The organism is Pseudarthrobacter sp. P1 (genome assembly GCF_050156935.1).
Classification (GTDB): Bacteria; Actinomycetota; Actinomycetes; order Actinomycetales; family Micrococcaceae; genus Specibacter.
In genome coordinates this window covers 3,368,534-3,390,324 of record NZ_CP189584.1, presented here as the reverse complement: position 1 = coordinate 3,390,324, position 21,791 = coordinate 3,368,534, and the positions used below count along the sequence as shown (strand labels likewise).

Genomic DNA, 21,791 nt, shown 5'->3' with positions numbered 1-21,791 from the left:
CCACCGGGTGCGCCGGCACCGGGACGGCGGGCGCACGTGGCTACCGTTGTGCGTGCGCCTGCAGGAAGCTGTAGACCTCGGTCTCGTCCACCCCCGGGAAGGCGCCGGGCGGCATGGCGGCCAGCAGGTGCGAGTTGGCGCGCGTGCTGGGCCAGGCATGGCCCGCCCACAGGGCCGAGAGGTCCGCCGGGGGCCGCCGGCAGCAGGACTCGTCCGGGCACTTGGACTGGGACCGCTCGGTGGTGTCCCGGCCGCGGAACCACTTGACGTGCGCATATGGCACGCCGATGCTCAGCGAGTACTCCCCCGAGGAATGGCGTTCGGTGCGGGCGGTGCACCAAAACGTGCCGACGGCGGTGTCCGTGTACTGGTTGAACGCACGGAACTTGTCCGGCACGTCAAAGACCACGCGTGAGGTCCAGTGCCGGCAGACCGGCTGGCCCTCGATGGCGCCGGTGTGGTCGGCGGGGAAGTTGACGCCGTCGTTCTCATAGGCCTTGTGGATGATGCCGCTCTCGTGCACCTTCTGGAAGTGCGTGGTGATGCCCAGGTGTTCGGTGGCCAGGTTGGTGAAGCGGTGCGCGGCTGTCTCGTAGGAGACGGCAAAGGCGTCGCGGATGTCCTCGATGGCCAGTTCCTTGGCTGCCTTGGCCTCCTTGAGGAAGTCCACCGTGGCATGCTCGGGCATCAGCAGGGCCGCGGCAAAGTAGTTGGTGTAGACCCGCTGGCGGAGGAAATCCGCGTAGTCGCGCGGGGGCTGGTGGCCCAGCACGTAGTGCCCCAGGGCCTGCAGCAGCACCGAACGGGGGTCGTGGTCCGCCCGCTGGCCGTGCGTGAGGTAAATTCGGCGGTTCTTCAAATCCGTCACCGACCGGGTGGAATGCGGCAGATCGCCCACGTAGTGCAGGTCGAAACCGAGGTGTTCGGCGATGTCCGCGGCCACGTGGTGGGACAGCGGACCGCGGTTGTGGCCCACCGCCTTGAGCAGGTCTTGGGCCTGGGATTCGATGTCCGGGTAATAGTTGTTCCGCGCCCGCATTTCGGAGCGGATTTCGGTGTTGGCCCGGCGCGCCTCCTCGGGGGTTGCGGACTGCTCGTCCAGCCGGCGTTCGAGCTCATGCTGCAGCCCCACCAGGGACTCCAGCACCTCCAGCGAAAGCCGCGAGCTGACGCGGACTTTGGGCAGTCCCAGCGACTGGTAGAGCGGCCCGCGCTGGGCCCGCTCCAGCTCGATTTCCAGCGCGGCCCGGCGGCTGGGCGGCTCGTCCCCGAGCAGCGCATCGATGGTCACGCCGAAGGCCTTGGCCAGGTTCTGCAGCATGCCCAGTTTGGGCTCGCGCTTGCCGTTTTCGATGAGCGAGAGCTGGCTTGGGGCTGTGCCGACGGCGGCCCCCAGACCGTCCAGCGTCAGCCCTGCCGCCTTGCGCAGGTGGCGCACGCGCCGGCCCAGGCTGATGACGTCCAGGCCGCCGTCGTTGCGGGTGTTGGTGCCGGCCGCCGCGCCGCGTCCGGGGAGATTCCATCCAGCAGATTCCATTTCTTGACCATACGCGAAGAACTGCGTTTCTTTCCAGCATTTACCCCTAGAAAGCGCATTGCGAAGTCCTGAATAGTGGGATTTACGAAGAACAGCCGATCTCGACAGGCTCGACCACCGAGCAGCGCCAAACCGGCACAATGGCAAAGGAGCCCACCATGACTGCAGCATTCGACCCCGCACAGACGCCGAAGCAGGCCACCGCTGAGGCCATGGCCGCCCTGGAGCTCGAGTGGTCCGCCAACCCCCGTTGGGAAGGCACGCAGCGCGACTACACCGCCGCCGACGTCCTCAAGCTGCGCGGCCGGGTCACCGAGGAGCAGACACTGGCCCGCCGCGGTGCGGAGAAGCTCTGGGACCAGCTCCGCAACGCCGGCCCCGAGGACTACACCCACGCTTTGGGCGCCCTCACCGGCAACCAGGCCGTGCAGCAGGTCAAGGCGGGGCTGAAGGCCATCTACCTCTCCGGCTGGCAGGTTGCCGCCGATGCCAACACCTCCGGCAACACCTACCCTGACCAGTCGCTCTACCCCGTCAATTCCGTCCCCGCCGTGGTTCGCCGCATCAACAACGCGCTGCTCCGTGCGGACCAGATCGAGTTCTCCGAGGGAGTGCAGAGCGTGGAGGATTGGCTGGTGCCGATCGTGGCCGACGCCGAGGCCGGCTTTGGCGGTCCGCTGAATGCCTACGAACTCATGAAGTCCATGATTGCCGCCGGCGCGGCGGGCGTGCACTGGGAGGACCAGCTGGCCTCCGAAAAGAAGTGCGGCCACCTCGGCGGCAAGGTCCTCATCCCGACCTCGCAGCACGTCCGCACGCTCAATGCGGCCCGGCTGGCGGCCGACGTCGCCGGCGTCCCGTCCGTGATCGTGGCCCGCACCGACGCCGAGGCGGCCACCCTGATCACCTCCGACGTCGACGAGCGCGACAAGCCGTTTGTCACCGGCGAGCGCACGGCCGAGGGCTTCTACAACGTGCGAAACGGCCTGGAGCCCTGCATCGCCCGCGGCCTGGCCTACGCCCCGTATGCTGACCTGATCTGGATGGAGACCGGCACCCCGGACCTGGAGCTGGCCAAGAAGTTTTCCGAGGCCATCCGCAGCGAGTACCCGGACCAGATGCTCGCCTACAACTGCTCGCCGTCGTTCAATTGGAAAAAGCACCTCGACGACGCCACCATTGCCAAGTTCCAGCGTGAACTCGGCGCCATGGGCTTCAAGTTCCAGTTCATCACCCTGGCGGGCTTCCACGCCCTGAACTACTCGATGTTTGACCTTGCCCATGGTTACGCCCGCAACGGCATGAGCGCCTACGTCGAACTGCAGGAGCGCGAATTTGGCTCCGAAAACCGCGGCTACACCGCAACCAAGCACCAGCGCGAAGTGGGCACAGGCTACTTCGACTTGGTGGCGACAGCCCTGAACCCGAACAGCGGCACCCTCGCATTGGCTGGTTCCACCGAAGCCCAGCAGTTCCACTAACAACTTTCTCAACTGAGTAACAGTAGATGCTCCCAAACACGGTTTTAGGGACATCTACTGTTACACAGTTGACCAGACTTGGAGACGCTCCCATGAACTCGACCAACAGCCTCAATGGCTTCACCTTCAACGGCATCACGCTGACCTCCACGCCCATCCACCGCCAGGACGAGATCCTAACCCCGGAGGCGCTGGACTTCATCGCCGCCCTTCACCGCGCCACGGAAAACCGGCGCCAGGAACTCCTGCAGCACCGCCAGGCCAGCCGCCAGCAGATCGCCAGCGGCTCCGACCCCCGCTTCCTGCGCGAAACCTCTCCCATCCGCGAGGACCCGAACTGGCGGGTCGCCCCGCCGGCCCCGGGGTTGGAGGACCGCCGCGTGGAGATCACCGGCCCGGTGGACCGCAAGATGGCCATCAATGCCCTCAACTCCGGCGCCAAGGTGTGGCTGGCGGATATGGAGGATTCCTCCACCCCCACCTGGGGCAATGTCATCCGCGGCCAGCTCAACCTGGTCGACGCCCTGGAGCGCCGGATCGATTTCACCACCCCGGAGGGCAAGGAATACCGCCTCCGCGCGGCCGCTGACCTGCCCACCATCGTGGTCCGGCCCCGCGGCTGGCACCTGCCGGAGAAGCACCTGCTGGTCAACGGCAAGCCGATGGCCGGCGGCATCGTGGACTTTGGCCTGTACTTCTTCCACAACGCCCGGCGCCTGCTCGCCCAGGGCAAGGGGCCGTACTTCTACCTGCCGAAGATCGAAAACCACCTGGAGGCCCGCCTCTGGAACGACATCTTCATCCTGGCCCAGGACCTGCTGGGCATCCCGCAGGGCACCATCCGCGCCACGGTGCTGATCGAGACCATCACCGCCGCGTTCGAGATGGAGGAGATCCTCTACGAGCTGCGCGACCACGCCGCGGGCCTGAACGCCGGCCGCTGGGACTACCTGTTCTCCGTGATCAAGAACTTCCGCACCCGTGGCCCGCGCTTTGTGCTCCCGGACCGCAACCAGATCACCATGACGGCACCATTCATGCGCGCCTACACCGAGCAGCTGGTTCGTGCCTGCCACCGCCGCGGTGCCATGGCCATCGGCGGCATGGCGGCGTTCATCCCCAGCCGCCGCGATCCGGAGGTCAACGCCATTGCCATGGAGAAGGTGCGTGCAGACAAGACCCGCGAGGCCAACGACGGCTTTGACGGCTCCTGGGTAGCCCACCCGGACCTGGTCCCGGTCGCCATGGAGGTCTTCAACGCCACCCTCGGCGAGCGCCCCAACCAGCTGGAACGGCTGCGCGAGGACGTGGTTCCGGATGACCGCGCGCTGCTGGACATTGCCGCCACCGAGGGGCTGATCACCGAGGCCGGCATCCGCTCCAACATCTGGGTGGGCATCCAGTACATCGAGTCCTGGCTCCGCGGCCACGGCGCCGTCGCGCTGAACAACCTGATGGAGGACGCCGCCACCGCGGAGATCTCCCGCTCGCAGATCTGGCAGTGGATCTATGCCCAGGCCATCACGGACGACGGCGAACTGGTCACCGCCGAGTCGGTGGCCGAGCTGGTCGAGGAGGAGTTCGCCAAGATGCCGCGCTTTGACGAGGACAGGTTCGACGACGCCCGGGAGATCTTCGAGGAGGTGGCCTTGGGCACGGTGTTCCCGGCCTTCCTCACGATCCCGGCCTACGCCCGGTTCCTGCGCGAATCGACCGACCGCGACGAGGAGACCGGCGCCCGGCGCGAACTGGCCGGCGCCGCCGCGTAGCTGCACCACCGCTGGTCGAGCTCGTCGAGACCGCTGGTCGACCTGGTCGAGACCCGGCGCAGGAACGATTGGCTGGCCCACCCACGTGCATGCCACAGCACCCCCGAAATCCGGGGCGGGAGGGCCAGCCATTTTCCTGTGCGCTCCGCCACCCCGCCCCCTGCGGCGGAATACGGGCCGCGGGTGCGGTGTTGGCGCAAGTATGAAGATTGAGATCTGGTCCGACGTGGCCTGCCCCTGGTGCTACATCGGCAAGCGCCGGTTTGAGTCCGCCCTGAACGAGTTCGCACACAAGGATGCCGTCGAGGTGGCGTGGAAGAGCTTCCAGCTCGATCCCAGCATCCCCGAGCACTTCCACGGCAGCGAGGTCGAGTACCTGGCCGAGCGCAAGGGCATGGATCCGGCCCAGGTGCGCTCCATGATGGGCCACGTGGCCGACGCCGCCGCGGGCGAGGGCCTGGACTACAAGTTTGACGACCTGGTGGTGGCCAACAGCTTCAATGCCCACCAGCTCCTGCACCTGGCCAAGGCCCATGGCAAGGGCGACGCCGTCAAGGAGGCCCTGCTGTCGGGCCACTTCGAGCAGGGCGAGAACATCGGCAGCCGCGACTACCTGGTCCGCACCGGTGTCTCCGCCGGCCTGGACGCCACCGAGATCAACGCAGCCCTGGACACGGACAAGTACGCCGACGACGTCCGCGCCGACTTTGCCGAGGGCCAGTCCCTGGGCGTCAGCGGCGTCCCGTTCTTCGTGATCGACCGCAAGTACGGCATCTCCGGCGCCCAGCCGGCCGAGCTCTTCAGCCAAGCACTGAACGAGGCCTGGGCCGAGGCCAACCCGCTGACGCTGATGGGCGCCGGCGATGGGTCCAACGGTGGCGAATCCTGCGGCCCGGACGGCTGCGCCCTCTAGCTCTCCCGCCAAACTGTCCCGCACTTATCGCCCGCTTGAGCCCTCAAGCGGGCGATAAGTGCGGGACAGTTTTCGTTAAACCGTGGCTTGGAGGGTTGCTTCGATGAGTTCGGAGGAGAGCACATGCTGGGTGACCATCTGACTGGCGCCCAGGATGGCCGCCTGGTCCCCGGCCTTGGACAGGCCGATGCGCAGATGGGACGTGGCCAGCGGCAGCGAGCGCTGGTAGACGATTTCGCGCACACCGGCCATGAGGTGCTCGCCGCCCTGGCCAAGGCTGCCGCCGATGACGATCATCGAGGGATTGAGCAGGTTCACGCAGGTGGCCAGCACCGTGCCCAGGTCACGCCCGGCCTGCCGCAGTGCCTGGATGGCTTCCACATTGCCCTCCGCCACCAGCCGCAGAATGTCCGCGCTGTTCTCCGCGTGAACTCCGACGGCGGCGAGCCCGTGGGCAATCGCCGGGGCGGAGGCCAGGGCTTCGAGGCAGCCGTAGTTGCCGCACCGGCACAGCACGTCGTCGCCGCGGGGAACGCGGACGTGGCCCAGGTCCCCGGCCGTGCCGTTGGCACCGCGCTGGAGTTCGCCGCTGCTGATGATCCCCGCGCCAATGCCTGTGGCGACTTTTATGAAGAGAAAGTTACGGTGTTCGGGCCAGTGCGCGGTGCGCTCGCCCAGCGCCATGATGTTGACGTCGTTGTCCACCAGGACGGGGACGGGCTGCCAGCGCTGCATGTATGCGACCACGTTGTAGCCGTCCCAGCCGGGCATGATCGGAGGCTTGACCGGGGTTCCCGTGGCGTGTTCCACCGGCCCCGGGACACCGATGCCGATGCCCGCCAGATCGCCGGGTTCGCGGCCGCTGCCGGCCAGCAGCTCCTGGCCCTGTTCCACCACCCGGCGCAGCACCACCTCCGGCCCCGCTGCAACCTCCTGCGCCACCCGCCGCTGGCCCAGCACCGTGCCGTTCAGGTCCGTCAGGGCAACGCTCAAGTGCGTGGCGCCGATGTCGACGGCCAGGACCACCCGTGCGGCGGGGTTGAAGGCAAACCTCGACGGCGGCCGTCCGCCGCTGGAGGTGGCCTCGCCGGCCGGTCCCACCAGCCCCGAGAGCATCAGGGAGTCGATCCGCGCCGCCACCGTTGACCGCGCCAGCCCTGTGTTCAGGGCCAGCTCCGCCCGGGTCCGGGCCTTGCCGTCGCGGAGCAGCTGGAACAATTCGCCGGCGCGGGCAAAAGTGCCAGTGCTGTCCTGGGAGGAGGTTCCATGTCCGGTGCCTTGGGTCATGCATCCAGTGATAGCACGAATGGTTATGCGTGTCACGCCAGAAAAAGGTTGTCGACCTTCTTTCAACTTTTGCTTGACGTTCGACATAAGTGTCATTACCTTGAGTTGTGAGCCGCATCACTCCCACGGAATCCCCTCCCCGGCCGAGAAGCGCTCAACGATGAGAAGAGGTAGTTGCACGTTGTCCAACAATCACTTGCCGCCAGCCAAGCCCCTGGGTGTAGGCATCCTCGGTGCCGGGCCTGTCACACAGGCCATCCACCTGCCGGCCCTGGCCCGGCTCAGCGGGCTCCTCGAGGTCCGCCACATCATGGACGTTGACCCCGCCGTCGCCGAATCCGTGGCCGCCCGTGTGGGTGCTGCCTCCTCCTCCAGCATGGACGCCCTGCTGGCCGACCCCGCCGTCGACGTCATTGCCATCTGCAGCCCGCACCAGTTCCACGCCGAGCAGGTGATCGCCAGCTGCCTAGCCGGAAAGAAGGCCGTCCTGTGCGAAAAGCCGTTCGCTCTGGACGCCCAGCAAGCCTCCCGGATCGCCAAAGTCTCCGCGAAGACCGGCGTTCCGATTCTCGTCGGCGCCATGCACACCTTTGACCCGGGCTGGCTGGCAGCGGAGAACGCCTGGGGCGATTTGCCCAGCACCGCGCACACCATCCGATCCTCCATCGTGCTCCCGCCGAACAGCCGGTTCGAGGACTTCGCCACTCAGATCCTCACCCGCCCGGCCGCAGGATCGCCCGACTACTCGGACCTCGAGGTGGTCAAGGGGATGCTGCGCGGCGGCGTGATGGGCCTGGCCATCCATGACCTCCCGCTGGTGCGGCGGTTCCTGCCCGCGTTCGACGACGTCGAGGTCCGCCATGCCGAGATCGTCCAGCCCTTCGGCTACACCATCTCGCTGAAAGCCGGGGACCGCAGCATCGAACTGCGGGCCGCAATGACTCGGACATGGCAGCCCGAGTGGGTCTTCGAGGCCATCGGCGACGACGCCGCCCTGCACATTGAGTTCAGCCCCTCCTATGTCCAGGCCGGTTCCGCCACGGCCCGGATCACCCGCGGCGGCGCCACCACCGTCTACGGGCCCTACGGCCACAACGGCTACGAGGGCGAGTGGCACAAACTGGCCGAGCTGGCCAACGGCACCGGGGAGGTCCCCTCGGCCGAAGCCCTGATCAACGACCTCACCTTTGCCCTGGACATCGCGGACGGAACCGCCGCCGCGGCCACGGCCGCCGCCGCACTTCCCGAGAAGGTGCACGCATGAGCCCGCTGCTGAGCGTCAATGCCAGCCCGACGGCGGAGGCCACCTGCGCCGTCGGCTCCATTCTCGCCTCCCTGCCCGTCTCCCTGGTGCCCGGTGGCGCCGACGCCGACATCCGCGCCATTTCCGGCCGGCCCGGCTGGACCACTGAGGCCCTCACCGCCATCGCCGGCGGGGCCCGGGGCCTGGTGGTGGTCGAGCCCGCCCCCGAAGACACCGCAGCCCTCGCCTCCGCCGCGGAAACCGCGGGCGTCTCCGTGGTCCTTGACCACCGCTGGGCGTCCAACGCCGCAGTGGACAACGCCGCCGCAGCGGCGCTGGAAGTTGCCGGCGAGGCAGCCCTGCTGGACTCCGTCGCCGTCGCCCCGCCGCACACCGATCCGGAACTGCTCCTCGGGGAGCATCTGGCCCTTCTCTTCCGCATCACCGGCGACGTCCAGGAGCTGCGCATCATCGCGCGCGGCCCCCGCAGCTACACCGTGGCCGGCCGGCTGCCCAACGGGGCGCCGGTGTCGCTGCAGGGCATCCTCACCCGGGCACTGCCCGGCGGTGTCCGCCTGGACCTGCTCACGGCCGACGGCGGCGTCAAGATCGCGGTGCCCGATCCGGACACCGCGCGTCCGGCCGAGGCCACCGTGACCACCGCCTCCGGCGCCACCACGCTGCCCACGATCTTTGAATCGGCCCACCGCACCAGCTGGCGCCGCCTGGCCGGTGCCGTGGAGGCAGCGGCCCCGACTCCCGATCTGGCGGATTTCAACCGCCTCGCCTCCGCACTCATCCGGCTCCGCCGGCACTAACCCGTTTCCATCCACGAAGTTCTGCACCTCTCTTTTGTTCTACAACTCACTGTCGAGCTAGACACCGGCCCGGCGCCCTGGGCGCCCGCCGGTTCCTGAAAGGAATTGCAATGACCTCCACCCTTTCCGCCGCAACCCCCGGCTTCTCCCGGCGCGGCTTCCTCGGGCTGGCCGCTGCGGCCGCCACCGTTCCCCTGCTGGCCGCCTGCGGCGGCGGCTCTGCCTCCGCCGGCGCCGGCGGCAGCGCCGTCAAGTTCTGGGACATGCCGTGGGCCGCACCGGCCTACAACGACGCCGCCAAGAAGATTGCTGAAAGCTACGCACCCACCGGCAGCAACCTCAAGGCCAGCTACCAGACCATCCAGTGGAACAACTTCTACCAGACGTTTTCCTCGGCCATCGCCTCCAAGACCGGCCCTGCCGTCAGCACGGGCGGCGGCTTCCAGGCCTTCCAGTTCGAACAGCAGGGGCAAATCGCCTACGCCGACAAGGTGGTCGACGAGTTCAAGAAGAACGGCATGTTCGACGACTTCCTGCCGGGCGTCCTCGAACCGTTCAAGACCGACAAGGGCTACGTTGCCATTCCGTGGCAGCTGGACATGCGCGTGATGTGGTACCGAAAGTCGCTCTTCGAGCAGGCCGGCGTCGACGTCCCCACGGACTGGTCCTCGCTGCTTGAGGCGGGCAAGGCGCTGAAGACCATCGGCGCCGTCGGCTTTGCAACGGGTGCGGGCGCGGGCAATTTCCTGGGCAACCACGCGGCAATCATGATGATGGTCAACAACGGCGGCGGGGTGTTCACCAAGGACGGTGAACTCGACGTGATGAACGATCGCAACGTTGAAGCCGTCGAGTTCCTGCTCGAATTGGTGTCCAACGGGATCATCGACCCGGCCGCAGTGAGCTACACGGGCGACAACCTCAACGCACAGTGGAAGGACAAAAAGGCGGCGTACGGCCTCACCGTCGCAGGCCTTCCGGCGCGCATCGGGGATACGACGGGCGAGCTCCTCGTCGCCAGCCCGCTCGCGGGCCCCCACGGCGACAAGGCCACGATTGTGTTCCCGAACAACATCATGATGTACAAGAACACCCCGTCGCAGGAGTCCTCCGAGGCCTTCCTGGTCGCCTACATGGGGCAGCTGAAGGACCTGTGGCAGCAGAAGCTGATGAATGCGCTGCCGGTGTTCAAGTCCATCACCGAGCTGCCCGAGTTCACCTCCGATCCCAACAACGTCAAGATCGTCAAGGAATGGCAGCCGATCGCCAAGACCTTCGCGGCGCAGGGCAGCACCCTCAATGCCGGCCTCGCCGTCCTTGACGGTGGCCAGGCCATCAACCAGTTCACCCAGACCATCCTCACCGGCAAGACCGACGCCAAGTCCGCGCTGCAGGCGTTCAAGTCGGGCCTCGAATCCACGATGAAGAAGTAAGCGGATCCTTCGATGGCACTGACCACAACACAGACCGGCCTGAGCCGGGCCCGGCGGGGCGTTGCCCCCGGCGGCCCCGGCAAGCCCAACCCCGCCAACCGCAAGAGCAAACTCAGTGCACAGACCCGACGAACGTTCTTCTGGCTCCTGCTGCCCTCGATCGTCCTGCTCATCCTGATCAACGGCTACCCGCTCATCTACGCCGGCGTCCAGGCCACCCATGACGGCTCCCTCATCGAGACCGGGAACTTCGTCGGAGTGGACAACTTCGCCTCCGTCGTGGCCTCCGAAGCCTTCTGGAAGGCGGCCCGCTTCACGCTGCTGTTCACGATCGTCGGCGTCTTCGGATCCTGGGCTGTTGGCCTTGGCCTGGCCCTGCTGCTGCGCACCAAGATTCCCGCCGGCGGACTCTTCAAGGTCCTCCTGCTGCTGCCCTGGGTGGTGCCGATCGTGGTGTCCTCCACCGCCTGGAACTGGCTGGTGGGCACGCCCGACAGCCTCATCCCGTCCCTCTTCCGCAACCTCGGCCTGGGCACACCGCTCTTCCTGGCGGACCCGACGCTCGCGGCCGTCACCGTCATGGTGTTCAAGGTGTGGGTCAGCTTCCCGTTCATGATGATGATGACCTCCGCCGCCCTGGCCTCCGTGGACGGCACCGTCTATGAAGCCGCCAGCATGGACGGCGCCAGCCGCTGGCAGCAGTTCAGCCAGATCACGCTTCCGCTGACCGCGCGCTCCACCTACATCAGCTGGATCCTCATGACGATCTTCTGCGTGAACGACTTCCCCACCATTTACCTGCTCACCGGCGGCGGACCCGTGGATGCCACCACCTCCCTCGTGGTACTGGCGTACCGGACCGTCTTCCAGGACTTCCAGACCGGGCCGGGCGTCGCGATCGCCTTCCTCATGACCATCACATTGGTTGTCGTGTCGGTCCTCCTGTACCGCCAGATCCGAAAGTCGAGCGTCGAATAATGAGTGCAGCACTTCACACCCACGCCCAGTCCGGCCCCGCGCTCGGAGTCGCCGGCACCGGCAAGCAGAACCGCGCCCTCTCGGATGCGGGCCTGCGCGGCCGCTGGTGGCGCTTCACCCTGATCCTGGCCATCACCGCCGTCGTGCTCGTGCCCATCACGGTCACCGTGGTGCTCGCATTTACTCCCAGCCCCACCAGCACGGCCACGGGCTTCACCCTGGAGAACTTCGGCAACGTCTTCTCCCAGACCCTTGCATCCACTTGGCTGTCCAACAGCCTCATCACCACCCTCAGCACGGTGGTCGTGTCCGTCGCCGTGGCCGCCCCTGCCGGCTATGTCCTCTCCCGCGGCCGCAGCAAGGCGGTCTCGGGCTACTCCCTGCTCTTGTTCGTCATGCAGTCGCTGCCCATCATCACCTCGGTGGTGCCGCTGTTCATCCTGTTCGCCGGCCTGGGGCTCGTGGACAACCTCATGGGCCTGACCATCATCTACGTCGGCTCGACCATGACCGTGGCCACCTGGATGATGGCCGCCTACTTCGATTCCATCCCCATCAGCCTGGAAGAAGCATCCTGGATCGACGGCTGCTCCGTCTTCGGCAGCTTCACCAAGGTGGTGCTCCGCAACTCCCTTCCAGGCATCCTCTCCACCGCGATCTTCGCCTTCCTGCTGGCCTGGAACGACTACCTGGTGGCCATCGTGTTCCTGCGCTCCTCGGAAATCTTCACCCTGCCCATGGGCGTGCAATCCTTCTTCCAGCAGAACCAAACGGACTGGACCTCCGTCATGGCCCTGGCCGTGGTCATGATGCTCCCGCCCATCGTCGTCTTCGCCGGCCTCAACAAGTACTTCAGCGTCGGCGGCATCGGCGGATCGCTCGCCGGCCGCTGACACATCCCTTCCCCCACGTTCAACAACCCAACGTTCCACCCGAATTCAGTTTCAATCGGCATTCAAAGGAGAAAACCCATGACGTATTCGATCCAGCTCTACACCCTGCGCAACGCCATCTCGGAGGATCTGGCCGGCACCATCGCCAAGGTGGCCGAGATCGGCTTCACCCAGGTTGAGCCGTACAACTTTGTGGCCACCGCCGCCGAACTGGGCGCCGCCCTGAAGGAGAACGGCCTGACCGCCCCCTCCGGCCATGCACCGCTGCTGAGCCAGGACCAGGACGAAATCTTCGCCGCAGCCAAAAATCTGGGCATCAAGACCGTCATCGACCCCTACCTGCCGGCCGAGCACTGGCAGAACGCCCAGGACATCGCCTCCACCGCCGCCAAGCTCAACGCCGCCGCCAAGAAGGGCGCCGAATACGGCATCCGCGTCGGTTACCACAACCATGCCTGGGAGCTGGAGGCCACCATCGAGGGCACCACAGCGCTGGAGTACTTCGAGTCCCTGCTGGACCCGGAGCTCGTCCTGGAGGTTGACACCTACTGGGCCGCCGTCGGCGGCCAGAACCCCGTCGAGCTGCTCGCCCGGCTGGGCGAGCGCGTGAAGTTCATCCACATCAAGGACGGCCCCATCAATACCGACACCAAGGCCCAGCAGCCGGCCGGCCAAGGCAGCATCCCCGTCTTCGACGTCATCGCCGCCGCAACCTCGCTCGAGGTGGGCGTGGTCGAGTTCGACGACTACGCCGGGGACATCTTCGAGGGCATCGCCGCCAGCCTGGCCTACCTGCAGACCGCCACCGCCACCGCCGGAGCACAGCCATGAGCGCCGCAGCAGCCACGGGCCGGGGCCCGGTCGGCGTCGCCGTCATCGGCGCGGGAAACATCTCCAAGCAGTACCTGGACAACCTCACGACGTTCCCGGACCTGAAGGTCCACGTCATCGCGGACCTCTTCGAGGACGCCGCCGCCGCCCGCGCGGCCGAGTACGGCATCCCCGCCTCCGGTGGGGTTGACGCCGCGCTGAACCACCCCGACGTCGAGATCATCGTCAACCTGACCATCCCCGCGGCCCACGTGGAGGTGGCCACCGCCGCCGTCAACGCCGGCAAGCACGTCTGGAGCGAGAAGCCGTTCTCGCTGGACCGCGAAAGCGGGCTGGGCCTGCTCAAGGCGGCCGACGCCGCCGGCGTCCGGCTGGGCTGTGCACCCGACACCTTCCTGGGTGCCGGGCTGCAGACCGCCCGCCGGCTCATCGAATCCGGCGCCATCGGCACCCCGCTCACGGCTCGCACGGTGTTCCAGACGCCCGGCCCGGAGTCCTGGCACCCGAACCCGGCGTTCCTCTTCCAAAAGGGAGCCGGTCCGCTCTTCGACATGGCGCCGTACTACCTGACGGCCCTCATCCAGTCCTTCGGCCCCATTGCCCGTGTGGCCGCCGTCGGCTCGGCGTCGCGCGCCACCCGGGTGGTCGGCTCCGGCCCCAAGGCCGGGGAGGAGTTCGACGTCGAGGTCCCCACGCACGTCAGCGCCATCGCCGAGTTTGAGTCCGGTGCCTCCTCGCACAGCGTCTACAGCTTCGAATCCCCCCGCTTGGAGATGGGGTTTGTCGAGATCACCGGCACCGAGGCCACCCTCTCGCTGCCGGACCCGAACTATTTCGACGGCGACCTCCGCCTCTGGCGGGCCGGCGACGAGGAGTGGACTCTCATCCCGGCCACCGGTCCGGCCAACGGGCGCGGCATGGGCGTGCTGGACATGGCCCGCTCCCTCCGGGCCGGCGTCCCGCACCGCGCGCAGGGCCAGCTTGCCTACCATGTCCTGGACGCCATGGTCTCGATCTCCGAATCCATCGACACCGGCACGTTCATCACCGTCGACAGCACCGCAACCGTTTCCCCCGCCCTCCCCGAGGACTGGGACCCGGCAGCCTCTACCCTCTAGGACGCATCCATGGAATCCGCAGCACACCCCACCAACTCCACGCCCGAAGCCGGCAGCGGGGCCCCACGCGATGCTGGTGTCGATGCCAACCGCCCGCTGGGCGTTGCCGCCATCGGCTACGCCTTCATGGGCAAGGCGCACTCCAACGCGTGGCGCAACGTGGGCAGTTTCTTTGATGTCCCGGCCTTCGAGCAGAAGGTGTTGGTGGGACGGAATGCGGATGAGGTGGCCGAGGCCGCCCGGCTCTACGGCTGGGCGGAATCGGCCACCGATTGGCGGGACGTGATTGCCCGCGACGACATCGACATCGTGGACATCTGCGCCCCGGGCTGGCTGCACGCCGAGATCGCCATTGCCGCCCTGGCGGCGGGCAAGCATGTGCTGGTGGAGAAGCCGCTGGCCAACACCCTCGCCGAGGCCCAGGCGATGGTGGCCGCGGCCCAGGCGGCCCGCACCCGGGGAGTCCAGTCCATGGTGGGCTTCACCTACCGCCGTGTTCCGGCCCTTACCCTGGCCCGGGACCTCATTGCCGAGGGCAGGCTGGGTACGGTCCGGCAGGTGCGCGCGGCGTATCTGCAGGACTGGCTGGCCGATGAGAAGACCCCGATGACCTGGCGGCTGCGCAAGGAAACCGCCGGCTCCGGCGCCTTGGGCGACACAGCTTCGCACGCCGTCGACCAGGTCCAGTACCTGCTCGGCGACACCGTCACCGAGGTCTCCGGCCGGCTGCACACCTTCATTTCCGAACGTCCCGGCCCGCAGGGTCCGGAGCCTGTCACGGTCGACGACGCCGCCTGGGCCACGTTGACCATGTCCGGCGGCGCCGTGGCCAGCGTGGAAGTCTCCCGCGTGGCGCTGGGTCGCAAGAACTCCCTCCAGATCGAGGTTTTCGGCACGGCCGGCAGCCTGCGCTTCGACCTGGAAAACCCCAACGAGCTCTACTTCCTGGACGGAACTGTGCCCGTGCGCGAGCAGGGCTTCTCCCGCATCCTGGTCACCGAGCCGGAACACCCCTACCTGGCAGCATGGTGGCCGCAGGGCCATGTCATCGGGTGGGAACACGCCTTCACGCATCAAGCGCGCGATTTCCTGTCCGCCATCGCCACCGGGACCGCGCCGTCGCCCTCCTTTGAGGAGGGCCTCTCCGTCCAGCGCGTGCTGGCCGGCATCGAAGAATCAGCCGCGGCCAAGAGCGCCGTCGTCACCGTTACAGCAAGCTAACCTCCAATTCCTAAGGATCCATCCATGCCCCGCCCGTACACGCTGTTCACCGGCCAGTGGGCCGACCTCCCCTTCGAAGAAGTGGCCGCACTGGCCGCCGGCTGGGGCTACGACGGCCTGGAGATCGCCTGCTCCGGGGACCACCTGGACCCCTGGCGCTGGGACGAACCCGGCTACGTTTCCGGCAAGCTCGCGGTGCTGGAACGGCACGGCCTGAAGGTTTGGGCCATTTCCAACCACCTCACCGGCCAGGCCGTCTGCGACAACCCCATCGACTTCCGCCACCAGGCAATCGTGGGCTCCACGGTATGGGGCGACGGCGACCCCGAGGGCGTGCGCACCCGCGCCGCCGAGGAAATGAAGGCCACCGCCCGCCTCGCCCGGGCCCTGGGCGTGGACACCGTGGTCGGGTTCACCGGCTCCTCCATCTGGCAGTACGTGGCCATGTTCCCGCCCGTGCCCGAAGCCGTGATCGACGCCGGCTACCAGGACTTTGCCGACCGCTGGAACCCCATCCTGGACGTCTTTGACGAATGCGGCGTCCGCTTCGCCCACGAGGTCCACCCCTCCGAAATCGCCTACGACTACTGGACCACCGTGCGCACTCTGGAGGCCATCGGCCACCGGAAGGCGTTTGGGCTGAACTGGGACCCGTCGCACTTCATGTGGCAGGGCATCGACCCGGTCTCCTTCATCTGGGACTTCAAGGACCGGATCTACCACGTGGACTGCAAGGACACCAAGGTCCGCATGACCGGCCGCAACACCGTGATGGGCTCGCACCTGCCCTGGGGCGATCCGCGCCGCGGCTGGGACTTCGTCTCCGCCGGACGCGGGGACGTGCCCTGGGAATCATCGTTCCGTGCGCTCACGGCCATCGGCTACGAGGGCCCCATCTCCGTCGAGTGGGAGGACGCCGGCATGGACCGCCTCCACGGCGCACCGGAGGCCCTGGCCGCGCTGAAGAAGTTCGACTTCCCGGCCTCGCAGACCTCCTTCGACGCCGCCTTCTCCAACCAGACCTGACGCCGCCGGTGGTCGAGCGAGGGGCCCACGGCCGCGAGGGACCCGCAGCGAGCTTGCGAGCTGTGGGAGCGGCTGGGGACCGAGACCTCCCGCGCCCGACGGCGGCACCCGGCGACACCGTCGGCCCACCATGATTTCGGCTCCGCAAGCTCCGCTCAATCACCGGCCCCCGAAGGAGCCTCTCCATGCCAACAACCCCCGAAACGACATTCATGCCGCGAGCGCTGATGCCCGGCCAGCGCTGCGAAGTCTGGATCGCGTCGGTCACCGGGGAATCCACGCTGGTGTACGCGACCGACGATATCCTCCTGGAGGCACCGAACTGGACCCTCTACGGCGGCTCACTCGTCCTCAACGGGGACGGGAAGCTGTGGACCCTGTCTATTGCCGGGAAAGAGTTGGCGCAGGTCCCCCTCACAGGCGTCCCGGACCTGAACAACGACCATGTGCTGGCACCCGATGGCAGCGACATCTACCTCTCAGCGAACGACGGCCACATCTACCGTGCGGCGCTCAGCGGTGGCCAGGCCGTTCGCATCACCAAAGACGACGGTTGCTTCCATTTCCTCCATGGCGTCAGCCCGGACGGCGGTGAGCTCGCCTACGTCGGAATCGGTGCCGGCGACTTCACCCAGCCGGGCAAACTCATGAGGATCCCGGCCGACGGTGGCGCCACCACCGAGCTGAATGTCGACGGGCACTGCGACGGGCCCGAGTACTCTCCTGACGGTGATTGGCTGTACTTCAACACCGAGGCCTTCACCGGCCAGCCGGGCCATGCCCAACTTGCCAGGCTTCACACCTCCAACAGCGGCTCGGCGGAACAACTCCTTCAGAGTGAAACCGTCGACTGGTTCCCCCATCTCTCCCCCGACGGAGCGTTGGCCAGCTACATCCGTTTCCCGGCTGGCACGATGGGCCACCCCGCTGACCTGGCGGTCGACGTCGTGCTTGTCTCTACCAGCGACTGGGCCGCACCACTGCATGTGTGGCCCCTCTTCGGTGGGCAAGGTACCCTCAACGTCAACAGCTGGGCGCCCGATTCCACCGGGTTCGCGTACGTTGCATATCCGTTTAGAGTTTCCGAAACTACAAAGGACTGACGTGACCAACCATCCCAATGGCACTTCCGACGGACGAATCCGCTGGGGAATCCTCGGCACTGGCTTCATCGCGGGTCTGCAGACACAGGACCTGATCGAGAACGGTTTCACGGTTCAGTCCGTGGGTTCGCGCACCTTGGAATCGAGCACGGCGTTCGGTGAGAAGTACAGCATTCCGAGCGCACATGGCAGCTATGAAGCACTGGTTGCGGACCCGGACGTGGACGTCGTGTACGTTGCCACGCCACACCCGTTCCACCATGCGAACGCACTGCTCGCGCTCAATGCCGGGAAGCACGTGCTGGTGGAGAAGGCGTTCACCATCAACGCCCGCCAAGCGCAGGAGATCGTTGAACTTGCCGAGGCAAAGGGCCTTGTAGCTCTGGAGGCCATGTGGAGCCGTTTCCTCCCGCACATGATCCGCCTCCGCGAAATCATCGGGGAAGGCACACTCGGCGAGGTCCGCAAGGTGATGGCCAGCCACAACCAGAACCTCCCCAAGGATCCTGCGCACCGGTTGAATGATCCCGGGTTGGGTGGCGGCGCGTTGCTGGACCTCGGCGTCTACCCCGTCTCCTTTGCCTTTGACATCTTCGGCGCTCCGGAAACCATCCGGGCCAGCGCCGCCATGACGGCAACGGGCGTGGACCGCCAGACCGCTGCGATCTTCGAATACGCAAACGGGCAGCAGGCCATCCTGGACTGTCAACTGGATGCGGCCGGACCCAACCGGGCCGTGGTCATCGGGACGGAAGGGTGGATCGAGATCGAGGCCACGTGGTACGCCCCAACGCCCTTCACGGTCTTCGATGTCGACGGAAAGGTCCTGGAGAGGTTCGATCAGCCGGTGAACAGCAGGGGGATGCAGTTCCAGGCGGCAGAGATGGAACGCCTGGTCAAGGAGGGCGCCACCACGGGCACCATCCTCCCGCCACGCGAGAGCATTGCTGTCATGGCCGCCATGGATGAGATCCGCCGCCAGATCGGGCTCAGCTACGCGGCCGACACCGCGTCGCAAGACAATGGCAGCGGCAATGGCAATGACTGAAATCCCCTCACCGCGGATCACCGAACTGCGCCAACACGAAGACGAACTGGTTTTCCCGAGCTTTGACCACCATGACGCCTGGCGCCTCGGCTCGCTCATCGCCAACCGCGCCATTGCCGACGGTCATGGAGTAGCGATTGATATCCGTCGCCACAACATAGTGCTGTTCCGCTGCGTGCTGCCGGGGGCCACTTCCGACCAAGAGGAATGGATCCGCCGCAAATCGGCAACCACCCTGCGCTTCGAACACAGCACGGCCCTCCTTGCTGAGCAGTTCAAGGACTTCGATCCGACACAGGATGGTTGGCTCACTCCCCAGGACTACACCTTGGCGGGTGGCTCCTTCCCGATCCGAGTGCATGGGGCAGGCGTTATCGGAGCCGTCACTGTTTCCGGATTGACTTCCGATGAGGATCATCAGCTGGTTGTGCATTCAATCAGGAGCTACCTGGCGACAGAAGTGGCGTGAGCATCGAGGGCTGAATCGACGACTTCTTCACCATCAACTTGGTCCGAGCCCCAACGCGCCGGACCGCGGGAGAACCCCACAACCAGACTTTGAGGAATACCCATTGAAGCAAGAGCCCTCTGACATCGCAGCGCCAGCACGGATGGCGCCGCAAGTGTCGAATCCGCAGCGGATCCCGTGGGGTGGACTGCTGGTTCTGGCGGCCATTGGCTTCACGGCTGTCACCACCGAGCTGCTGCCGTCCGGGCTGCTGCCGCAGATCAGCCGCGACCTGGGCGTGGAGGAATCCGCCGTCGGCTCGCTGACGGCCGCCTACGCCGCCGTCATTGTCTTCACCGCACTCCCCCTGTCCCGGTTCCTTTCGGGCCGGGTCCCGCGCAGGGTCCTGCTGATCGCCACGGTCCTGGCGTTCGCCCTGAGCAACGTCCTGCTGGCCCTGGCCCCAAACCTTGCCCTGGCCGTGGGTGCACGGCTGCTCGGCGGCGTGGCCCACGGGCTGCTCTGGTCCACCATGGCCCCCTACGTGGCCCGGATCGTTCCGGCCCGCTCCGTGGGCAAAGCCATGGCCATCGTCTTCAGCGGCAACAGCATCGCCCTGGCCATCGGCGCCCCGATCGGGACCCTGATGGGCACGGCGCTGACTTGGCGCACTTCCTTCCTGGTCCTGGCCGGGATCGCGGCAATCCTGGCCCTGCTGGCGGCGTACCTGCTGCCGGCCGTTCCCCGCAATGCCGGCCATTCCACCCCATCCCTGCGCGGTGCACTGGCACAACCCGGAGTCATCGCCGTCGCCACGGCCTGGCCCCTGCTGCTGCTGGCCCACTTCACCCTTTTCACCTACATCGCCCCCTTTCTCCACGCCACGGGTCTGCCCGACGCCGCGACAGGCATCTCCCTGTCGGTGGTGGGAGCGTCAGGCCTGGCCGGGATCTGGATTGCCGGGCTCACCGCCGACTCCCGGCCGCGGCGCTCCGTGCTGGCCACCATTGCGGTCCTGGTGGCCGCCTTCGCCCTCCTGCCCGTGCTGGGCGGCACCTGGGCGGGCAACCTGGTCCTGATGGCCGTCTGGGGAACAGCCTTCGGCGCGATCGGCATCTACAACCAGGCAGCGATCCTGCGCGCAGGCGGCGAACACCGCGACGCCGCCAATGGCTTGACAGTTGTCACCATCCAGCTCGGAATCTCCATCGGTGCCGTCTACGGCGCCCTCGCACTCACCGCCGCCGGTGCCCTGCTCGTGCCGCTGGCCGCTGCCATCCCGGCGGCGGCCGCCCTCGCCATTGCCATCGCCAGCCGCCGCAACGGCTACCCCGCCGGACCCCGCGAAAAGCGGCAGCCACCCGTTTAGGAAGATCGCCCCGGATGTACGGCTCGGCTCACCCGGCTGCGCGGTTGGCGGAGAACAGCGCAGGGGCCGGTGTTCCGTCCGCCAGGTCCGCCAGTACGCGGCCGATGGCGGGCGTGAACTTGAACCCGTGTCCGGAGAATCCGGCACCAACCACCACGGGGCCGAACCTGTCCAGGATGAAGTCCCCGGTGTCGGTGGACGTATAGGTGCAGCTGATGGGCGCGCAGGCGTCCGCGTCTACACCCGGCAACCACTCGCGGACGTAGCGGCGGAGCTCTTCAAGCTGGACGGGTTCGGGAGTGAAATCGCGGGCATCCGGGTCAACCACGGGACCGACACCGTGCCAGCCGACCTTTACTCCTTCGCCGGGGGTGAGCATGCCGTAGGTCGGGCTGTACCAGTAGGAATCGGCGGCGGACCCTGGGTCTGGGGTGTGGTTGAAACTTGGCCAGTCGTGCGACGGATCCAACGGCAGGAAGTGGGCCGGCTGCTCCTGCGTGACAACAAGCCGGGGAAGCTGGGCAAGTCCGGCCAGGATCTTCTGGCTCCACGCACCAGCGGTGACGATGGCACGCTTGGCGCGGTACTCCTCGGTGTCGGTGAGGACCGCCACCGAGTCCTCGCCCAAGACGGCGATGTCGCGGACGGGGGTTGCATAGTGGAACTGCGCCCCACGGGCTTCGGCCGACATCCGCATGGCGGCCAGTGCGTCGGCGGCCCGCACCCGCCCCGACTCCGGCACGTACAGGACCTCACTGCGGAAGCGCATACCTCCCCACCGGGCCGCGGCTTCCCCCGGTGACAGGAATTCGCTGCGGATGCCGAAGGACTCGTGGGCACTGCGGATGCGCCCCAGCGGCGCAGGATCACCGTGGTTGGCCAGCCCCACCAGGTCCAGCAGCTGGATACCGGATTCGGCCGCAAGGTCGTCCCACATCGTGCGGGCCTCTGCCACAAGGTTGAGATACTCGGCCTTGTCGTAGGCGAGATTGAAGTTCCGGGTCGCCCCGTGGGAGGCACCCAGGTGATGGCCGGCGTCGAACTGCTCGAGCAGAACCACGGATTGTCCCCGCCGGGCGATGCTCAACGCGGCGGCCGAGCCCATCGCTCCGCCACCAACCACAACAACATCCACGTGGGTCACCATGGGCCCGCCTCCGATCTCGGTCCACCCAGCGCGGAACCGTCACACCCAATGCTTCCATGTCGGGAGGAAGACGCGCATCCGCCGCCTCGGCGCCGGCCCTTCCGGACCGCCGCCGGTGGGGTTATGTT

General features: G+C 67.0%; 19 protein-coding genes. 16 read left to right on the top strand and 3 right to left on the bottom strand.

Annotated elements, in window-relative coordinates; genetic code table 11:
- Positions 1–40 precede the first annotated feature (40 nt).
- Entirely contained in the window at positions 41–1,537 is a 1,497-nt protein-coding gene (locus tag ACQCSX_RS16050; RefSeq protein ID WP_427016263.1) for a helix-turn-helix domain-containing protein, read from the bottom strand.
- A 158-nt stretch (positions 1,538–1,695) separates the two neighbouring features.
- Between ACQCSX_RS16050 and aceA the strand changes: the two genes are divergently transcribed.
- The 3 genes from aceA (at position 1,696) to ACQCSX_RS16035 (ending at position 5,700) form a co-directional block, all read left to right on the top strand.
- Entirely contained in the window at positions 1,696–3,018 is a 1,323-nt protein-coding gene (gene aceA / locus ACQCSX_RS16045) for an isocitrate lyase (protein WP_427016262.1), read from the top strand.
- A 92-nt stretch (positions 3,019–3,110) separates the two neighbouring features.
- The gene (aceB, locus tag ACQCSX_RS16040) at positions 3,111–4,787 is read left to right on the top strand and encodes a malate synthase A (RefSeq protein ID WP_427016261.1); all 1,677 of its coding nucleotides are present in this window, start codon (positions 3,111–3,113) and stop codon (positions 4,785–4,787) included.
- Positions 4,788–4,989: 202 nt separating this feature from the next.
- Positions 4,990–5,700 carry a DsbA family oxidoreductase gene (locus ACQCSX_RS16035; RefSeq protein WP_427016260.1) on the top strand — a complete coding sequence of 237 codons (711 nt, stop codon included), beginning with the start codon at positions 4,990–4,992 and terminating at the stop codon, positions 5,698–5,700.
- Positions 5,701–5,775: 75 nt separating this feature from the next.
- Here the strand turns inward: ACQCSX_RS16035 and ACQCSX_RS16030 are convergent, their stop codons facing one another.
- Positions 5,776–6,987 carry an ROK family transcriptional regulator gene (locus ACQCSX_RS16030; protein WP_427016259.1) on the bottom strand — a complete coding sequence of 404 codons (1,212 nt, stop codon included), beginning with the start codon at positions 6,985–6,987 and terminating at the stop codon, positions 5,776–5,778.
- Between the two features lie 181 nt (positions 6,988–7,168).
- Here ACQCSX_RS16030 and ACQCSX_RS16025 point away from each other — a divergent pair, with 181 nt between their 5' ends.
- The 13 genes from ACQCSX_RS16025 to ACQCSX_RS15965 all read left to right on the top strand — a co-directional run bounded on the left by ACQCSX_RS16025 (position 7,169) and on the right by ACQCSX_RS15965 (position 20,516).
- A complete protein-coding gene (locus tag ACQCSX_RS16025) occupies positions 7,169–8,251 on the top strand; it encodes a Gfo/Idh/MocA family protein (RefSeq protein ID WP_427016258.1) in 1,083 nt (360 codons plus the stop codon).
- The gene (locus tag ACQCSX_RS16020) at positions 8,248–9,048 is read left to right on the top strand and encodes a hypothetical protein (protein ID WP_427016257.1); all 801 of its coding nucleotides are present in this window, start codon (positions 8,248–8,250) and stop codon (positions 9,046–9,048) included. The genes ACQCSX_RS16025 and ACQCSX_RS16020 overlap by 4 nt, the downstream gene beginning before the upstream one ends.
- Positions 9,049–9,158: 110 nt before the next feature.
- Positions 9,159–10,481 (top strand): ABC transporter substrate-binding protein, encoded by a 1,323-nt coding sequence (locus ACQCSX_RS16015; RefSeq protein ID WP_427016256.1) that lies wholly within the window; start codon positions 9,159–9,161, stop codon positions 10,479–10,481.
- Positions 10,482–10,493: 12 nt separating this feature from the next.
- Entirely contained in the window at positions 10,494–11,459 is a 966-nt protein-coding gene (locus ACQCSX_RS16010) for a carbohydrate ABC transporter permease (protein WP_427016255.1), read from the top strand.
- Positions 11,459–12,352 carry a carbohydrate ABC transporter permease gene (locus tag ACQCSX_RS16005; RefSeq protein WP_427016254.1) on the top strand — a complete coding sequence of 298 codons (894 nt, stop codon included), beginning with the start codon at positions 11,459–11,461 and terminating at the stop codon, positions 12,350–12,352. Before ACQCSX_RS16010 ends, ACQCSX_RS16005 begins: the two co-directional genes overlap by 1 nt.
- A gap of 78 nt (positions 12,353–12,430) precedes the next feature.
- Positions 12,431–13,183 (top strand): sugar phosphate isomerase/epimerase family protein, encoded by a 753-nt coding sequence (locus tag ACQCSX_RS16000; protein ID WP_427016253.1) that lies wholly within the window; start codon positions 12,431–12,433, stop codon positions 13,181–13,183.
- Positions 13,180–14,301, top strand: a complete 1,122-nt coding sequence (locus tag ACQCSX_RS15995) for a Gfo/Idh/MocA family protein (protein WP_427016252.1) — start codon at positions 13,180–13,182, stop codon at positions 14,299–14,301. Before ACQCSX_RS16000 ends, ACQCSX_RS15995 begins: the two co-directional genes overlap by 4 nt.
- 9 nt (positions 14,302–14,310) lie before the next feature.
- A complete protein-coding gene (locus ACQCSX_RS15990; protein WP_427016251.1) occupies positions 14,311–15,522 on the top strand; it encodes a Gfo/Idh/MocA family protein in 1,212 nt (403 codons plus the stop codon).
- A gap of 24 nt (positions 15,523–15,546) precedes the next feature.
- The gene (locus ACQCSX_RS15985; RefSeq protein ID WP_427016250.1) at positions 15,547–16,548 is read left to right on the top strand and encodes a sugar phosphate isomerase/epimerase family protein; all 1,002 of its coding nucleotides are present in this window, start codon (positions 15,547–15,549) and stop codon (positions 16,546–16,548) included.
- 185 nt (positions 16,549–16,733) lie between these two features.
- Complete coding sequence (locus ACQCSX_RS15980; protein WP_427016249.1) at positions 16,734–17,651, top strand: TolB family protein; 918 nt, start codon at positions 16,734–16,736, stop codon at positions 17,649–17,651.
- 1 nt (position 17,652) lies between these two features.
- The gene (locus tag ACQCSX_RS15975) at positions 17,653–18,699 is read left to right on the top strand and encodes a Gfo/Idh/MocA family protein (RefSeq protein WP_427016248.1); all 1,047 of its coding nucleotides are present in this window, start codon (positions 17,653–17,655) and stop codon (positions 18,697–18,699) included.
- Positions 18,692–19,168, top strand: a complete 477-nt coding sequence (locus tag ACQCSX_RS15970) for a heme-degrading domain-containing protein (RefSeq protein WP_427019074.1) — start codon at positions 18,692–18,694, stop codon at positions 19,166–19,168. The genes ACQCSX_RS15975 and ACQCSX_RS15970 overlap by 8 nt, the downstream gene beginning before the upstream one ends.
- A gap of 142 nt (positions 19,169–19,310) precedes the next feature.
- On the top strand, positions 19,311–20,516 hold the full coding sequence (locus tag ACQCSX_RS15965; protein WP_427016247.1) for an MFS transporter: 1,206 nt from the start codon (positions 19,311–19,313) through the stop codon (positions 20,514–20,516).
- Between the two features lie 28 nt (positions 20,517–20,544).
- On the opposite strand, the gene ACQCSX_RS15960 is transcribed toward ACQCSX_RS15965, so the two are convergent.
- Entirely contained in the window at positions 20,545–21,663 is a 1,119-nt protein-coding gene (locus ACQCSX_RS15960) for an FAD-dependent oxidoreductase (protein ID WP_427016246.1), read from the bottom strand.
- Positions 21,664–21,791: the final 128 nt, after the last annotated feature.

Coding starts and splice junctions, on each gene's coding strand:
- aceB (WP_427016261.1), top strand. CDS start 3,111: ATGAACTCGACCAACAGCCTCAATGGCTTCACCTTCAACGGCATCACG.
- ACQCSX_RS15995 (WP_427016252.1), top strand. CDS start 13,180: ATGAGCGCCGCAGCAGCCACGGGCCGGGGCCCGGTCGGCGTCGCCGTC.
- ACQCSX_RS15965 (WP_427016247.1), top strand. CDS start 19,311: ATGGCGCCGCAAGTGTCGAATCCGCAGCGGATCCCGTGGGGTGGACTG.
- ACQCSX_RS15990 (WP_427016251.1), top strand. CDS start 14,311: ATGGAATCCGCAGCACACCCCACCAACTCCACGCCCGAAGCCGGCAGC.
- ACQCSX_RS16050 (WP_427016263.1), bottom strand. CDS start 1,537: ATGGAATCTGCTGGATGGAATCTCCCCGGACGCGGCGCGGCGGCCGGC.
- ACQCSX_RS16030 (WP_427016259.1), bottom strand. CDS start 6,987: ATGACCCAAGGCACCGGACATGGAACCTCCTCCCAGGACAGCACTGGC.
- ACQCSX_RS15980 (WP_427016249.1), top strand. CDS start 16,734: ATGCCAACAACCCCCGAAACGACATTCATGCCGCGAGCGCTGATGCCC.
- ACQCSX_RS16015 (WP_427016256.1), top strand. CDS start 9,159: ATGACCTCCACCCTTTCCGCCGCAACCCCCGGCTTCTCCCGGCGCGGC.
- ACQCSX_RS15985 (WP_427016250.1), top strand. CDS start 15,547: ATGCCCCGCCCGTACACGCTGTTCACCGGCCAGTGGGCCGACCTCCCC.
- ACQCSX_RS16010 (WP_427016255.1), top strand. CDS start 10,494: ATGGCACTGACCACAACACAGACCGGCCTGAGCCGGGCCCGGCGGGGC.
- ACQCSX_RS16035 (WP_427016260.1), top strand. CDS start 4,990: ATGAAGATTGAGATCTGGTCCGACGTGGCCTGCCCCTGGTGCTACATC.
- aceA (WP_427016262.1), top strand. CDS start 1,696: ATGACTGCAGCATTCGACCCCGCACAGACGCCGAAGCAGGCCACCGCT.
- ACQCSX_RS16000 (WP_427016253.1), top strand. CDS start 12,431: ATGACGTATTCGATCCAGCTCTACACCCTGCGCAACGCCATCTCGGAG.
- ACQCSX_RS16020 (WP_427016257.1), top strand. CDS start 8,248: ATGAGCCCGCTGCTGAGCGTCAATGCCAGCCCGACGGCGGAGGCCACC.
- ACQCSX_RS15960 (WP_427016246.1), bottom strand. CDS start 21,663: ATGGTGACCCACGTGGATGTTGTTGTGGTTGGTGGCGGAGCGATGGGC.
- ACQCSX_RS16005 (WP_427016254.1), top strand. CDS start 11,459: ATGAGTGCAGCACTTCACACCCACGCCCAGTCCGGCCCCGCGCTCGGA.
- ACQCSX_RS15970 (WP_427019074.1), top strand. CDS start 18,692: ATGACTGAAATCCCCTCACCGCGGATCACCGAACTGCGCCAACACGAA.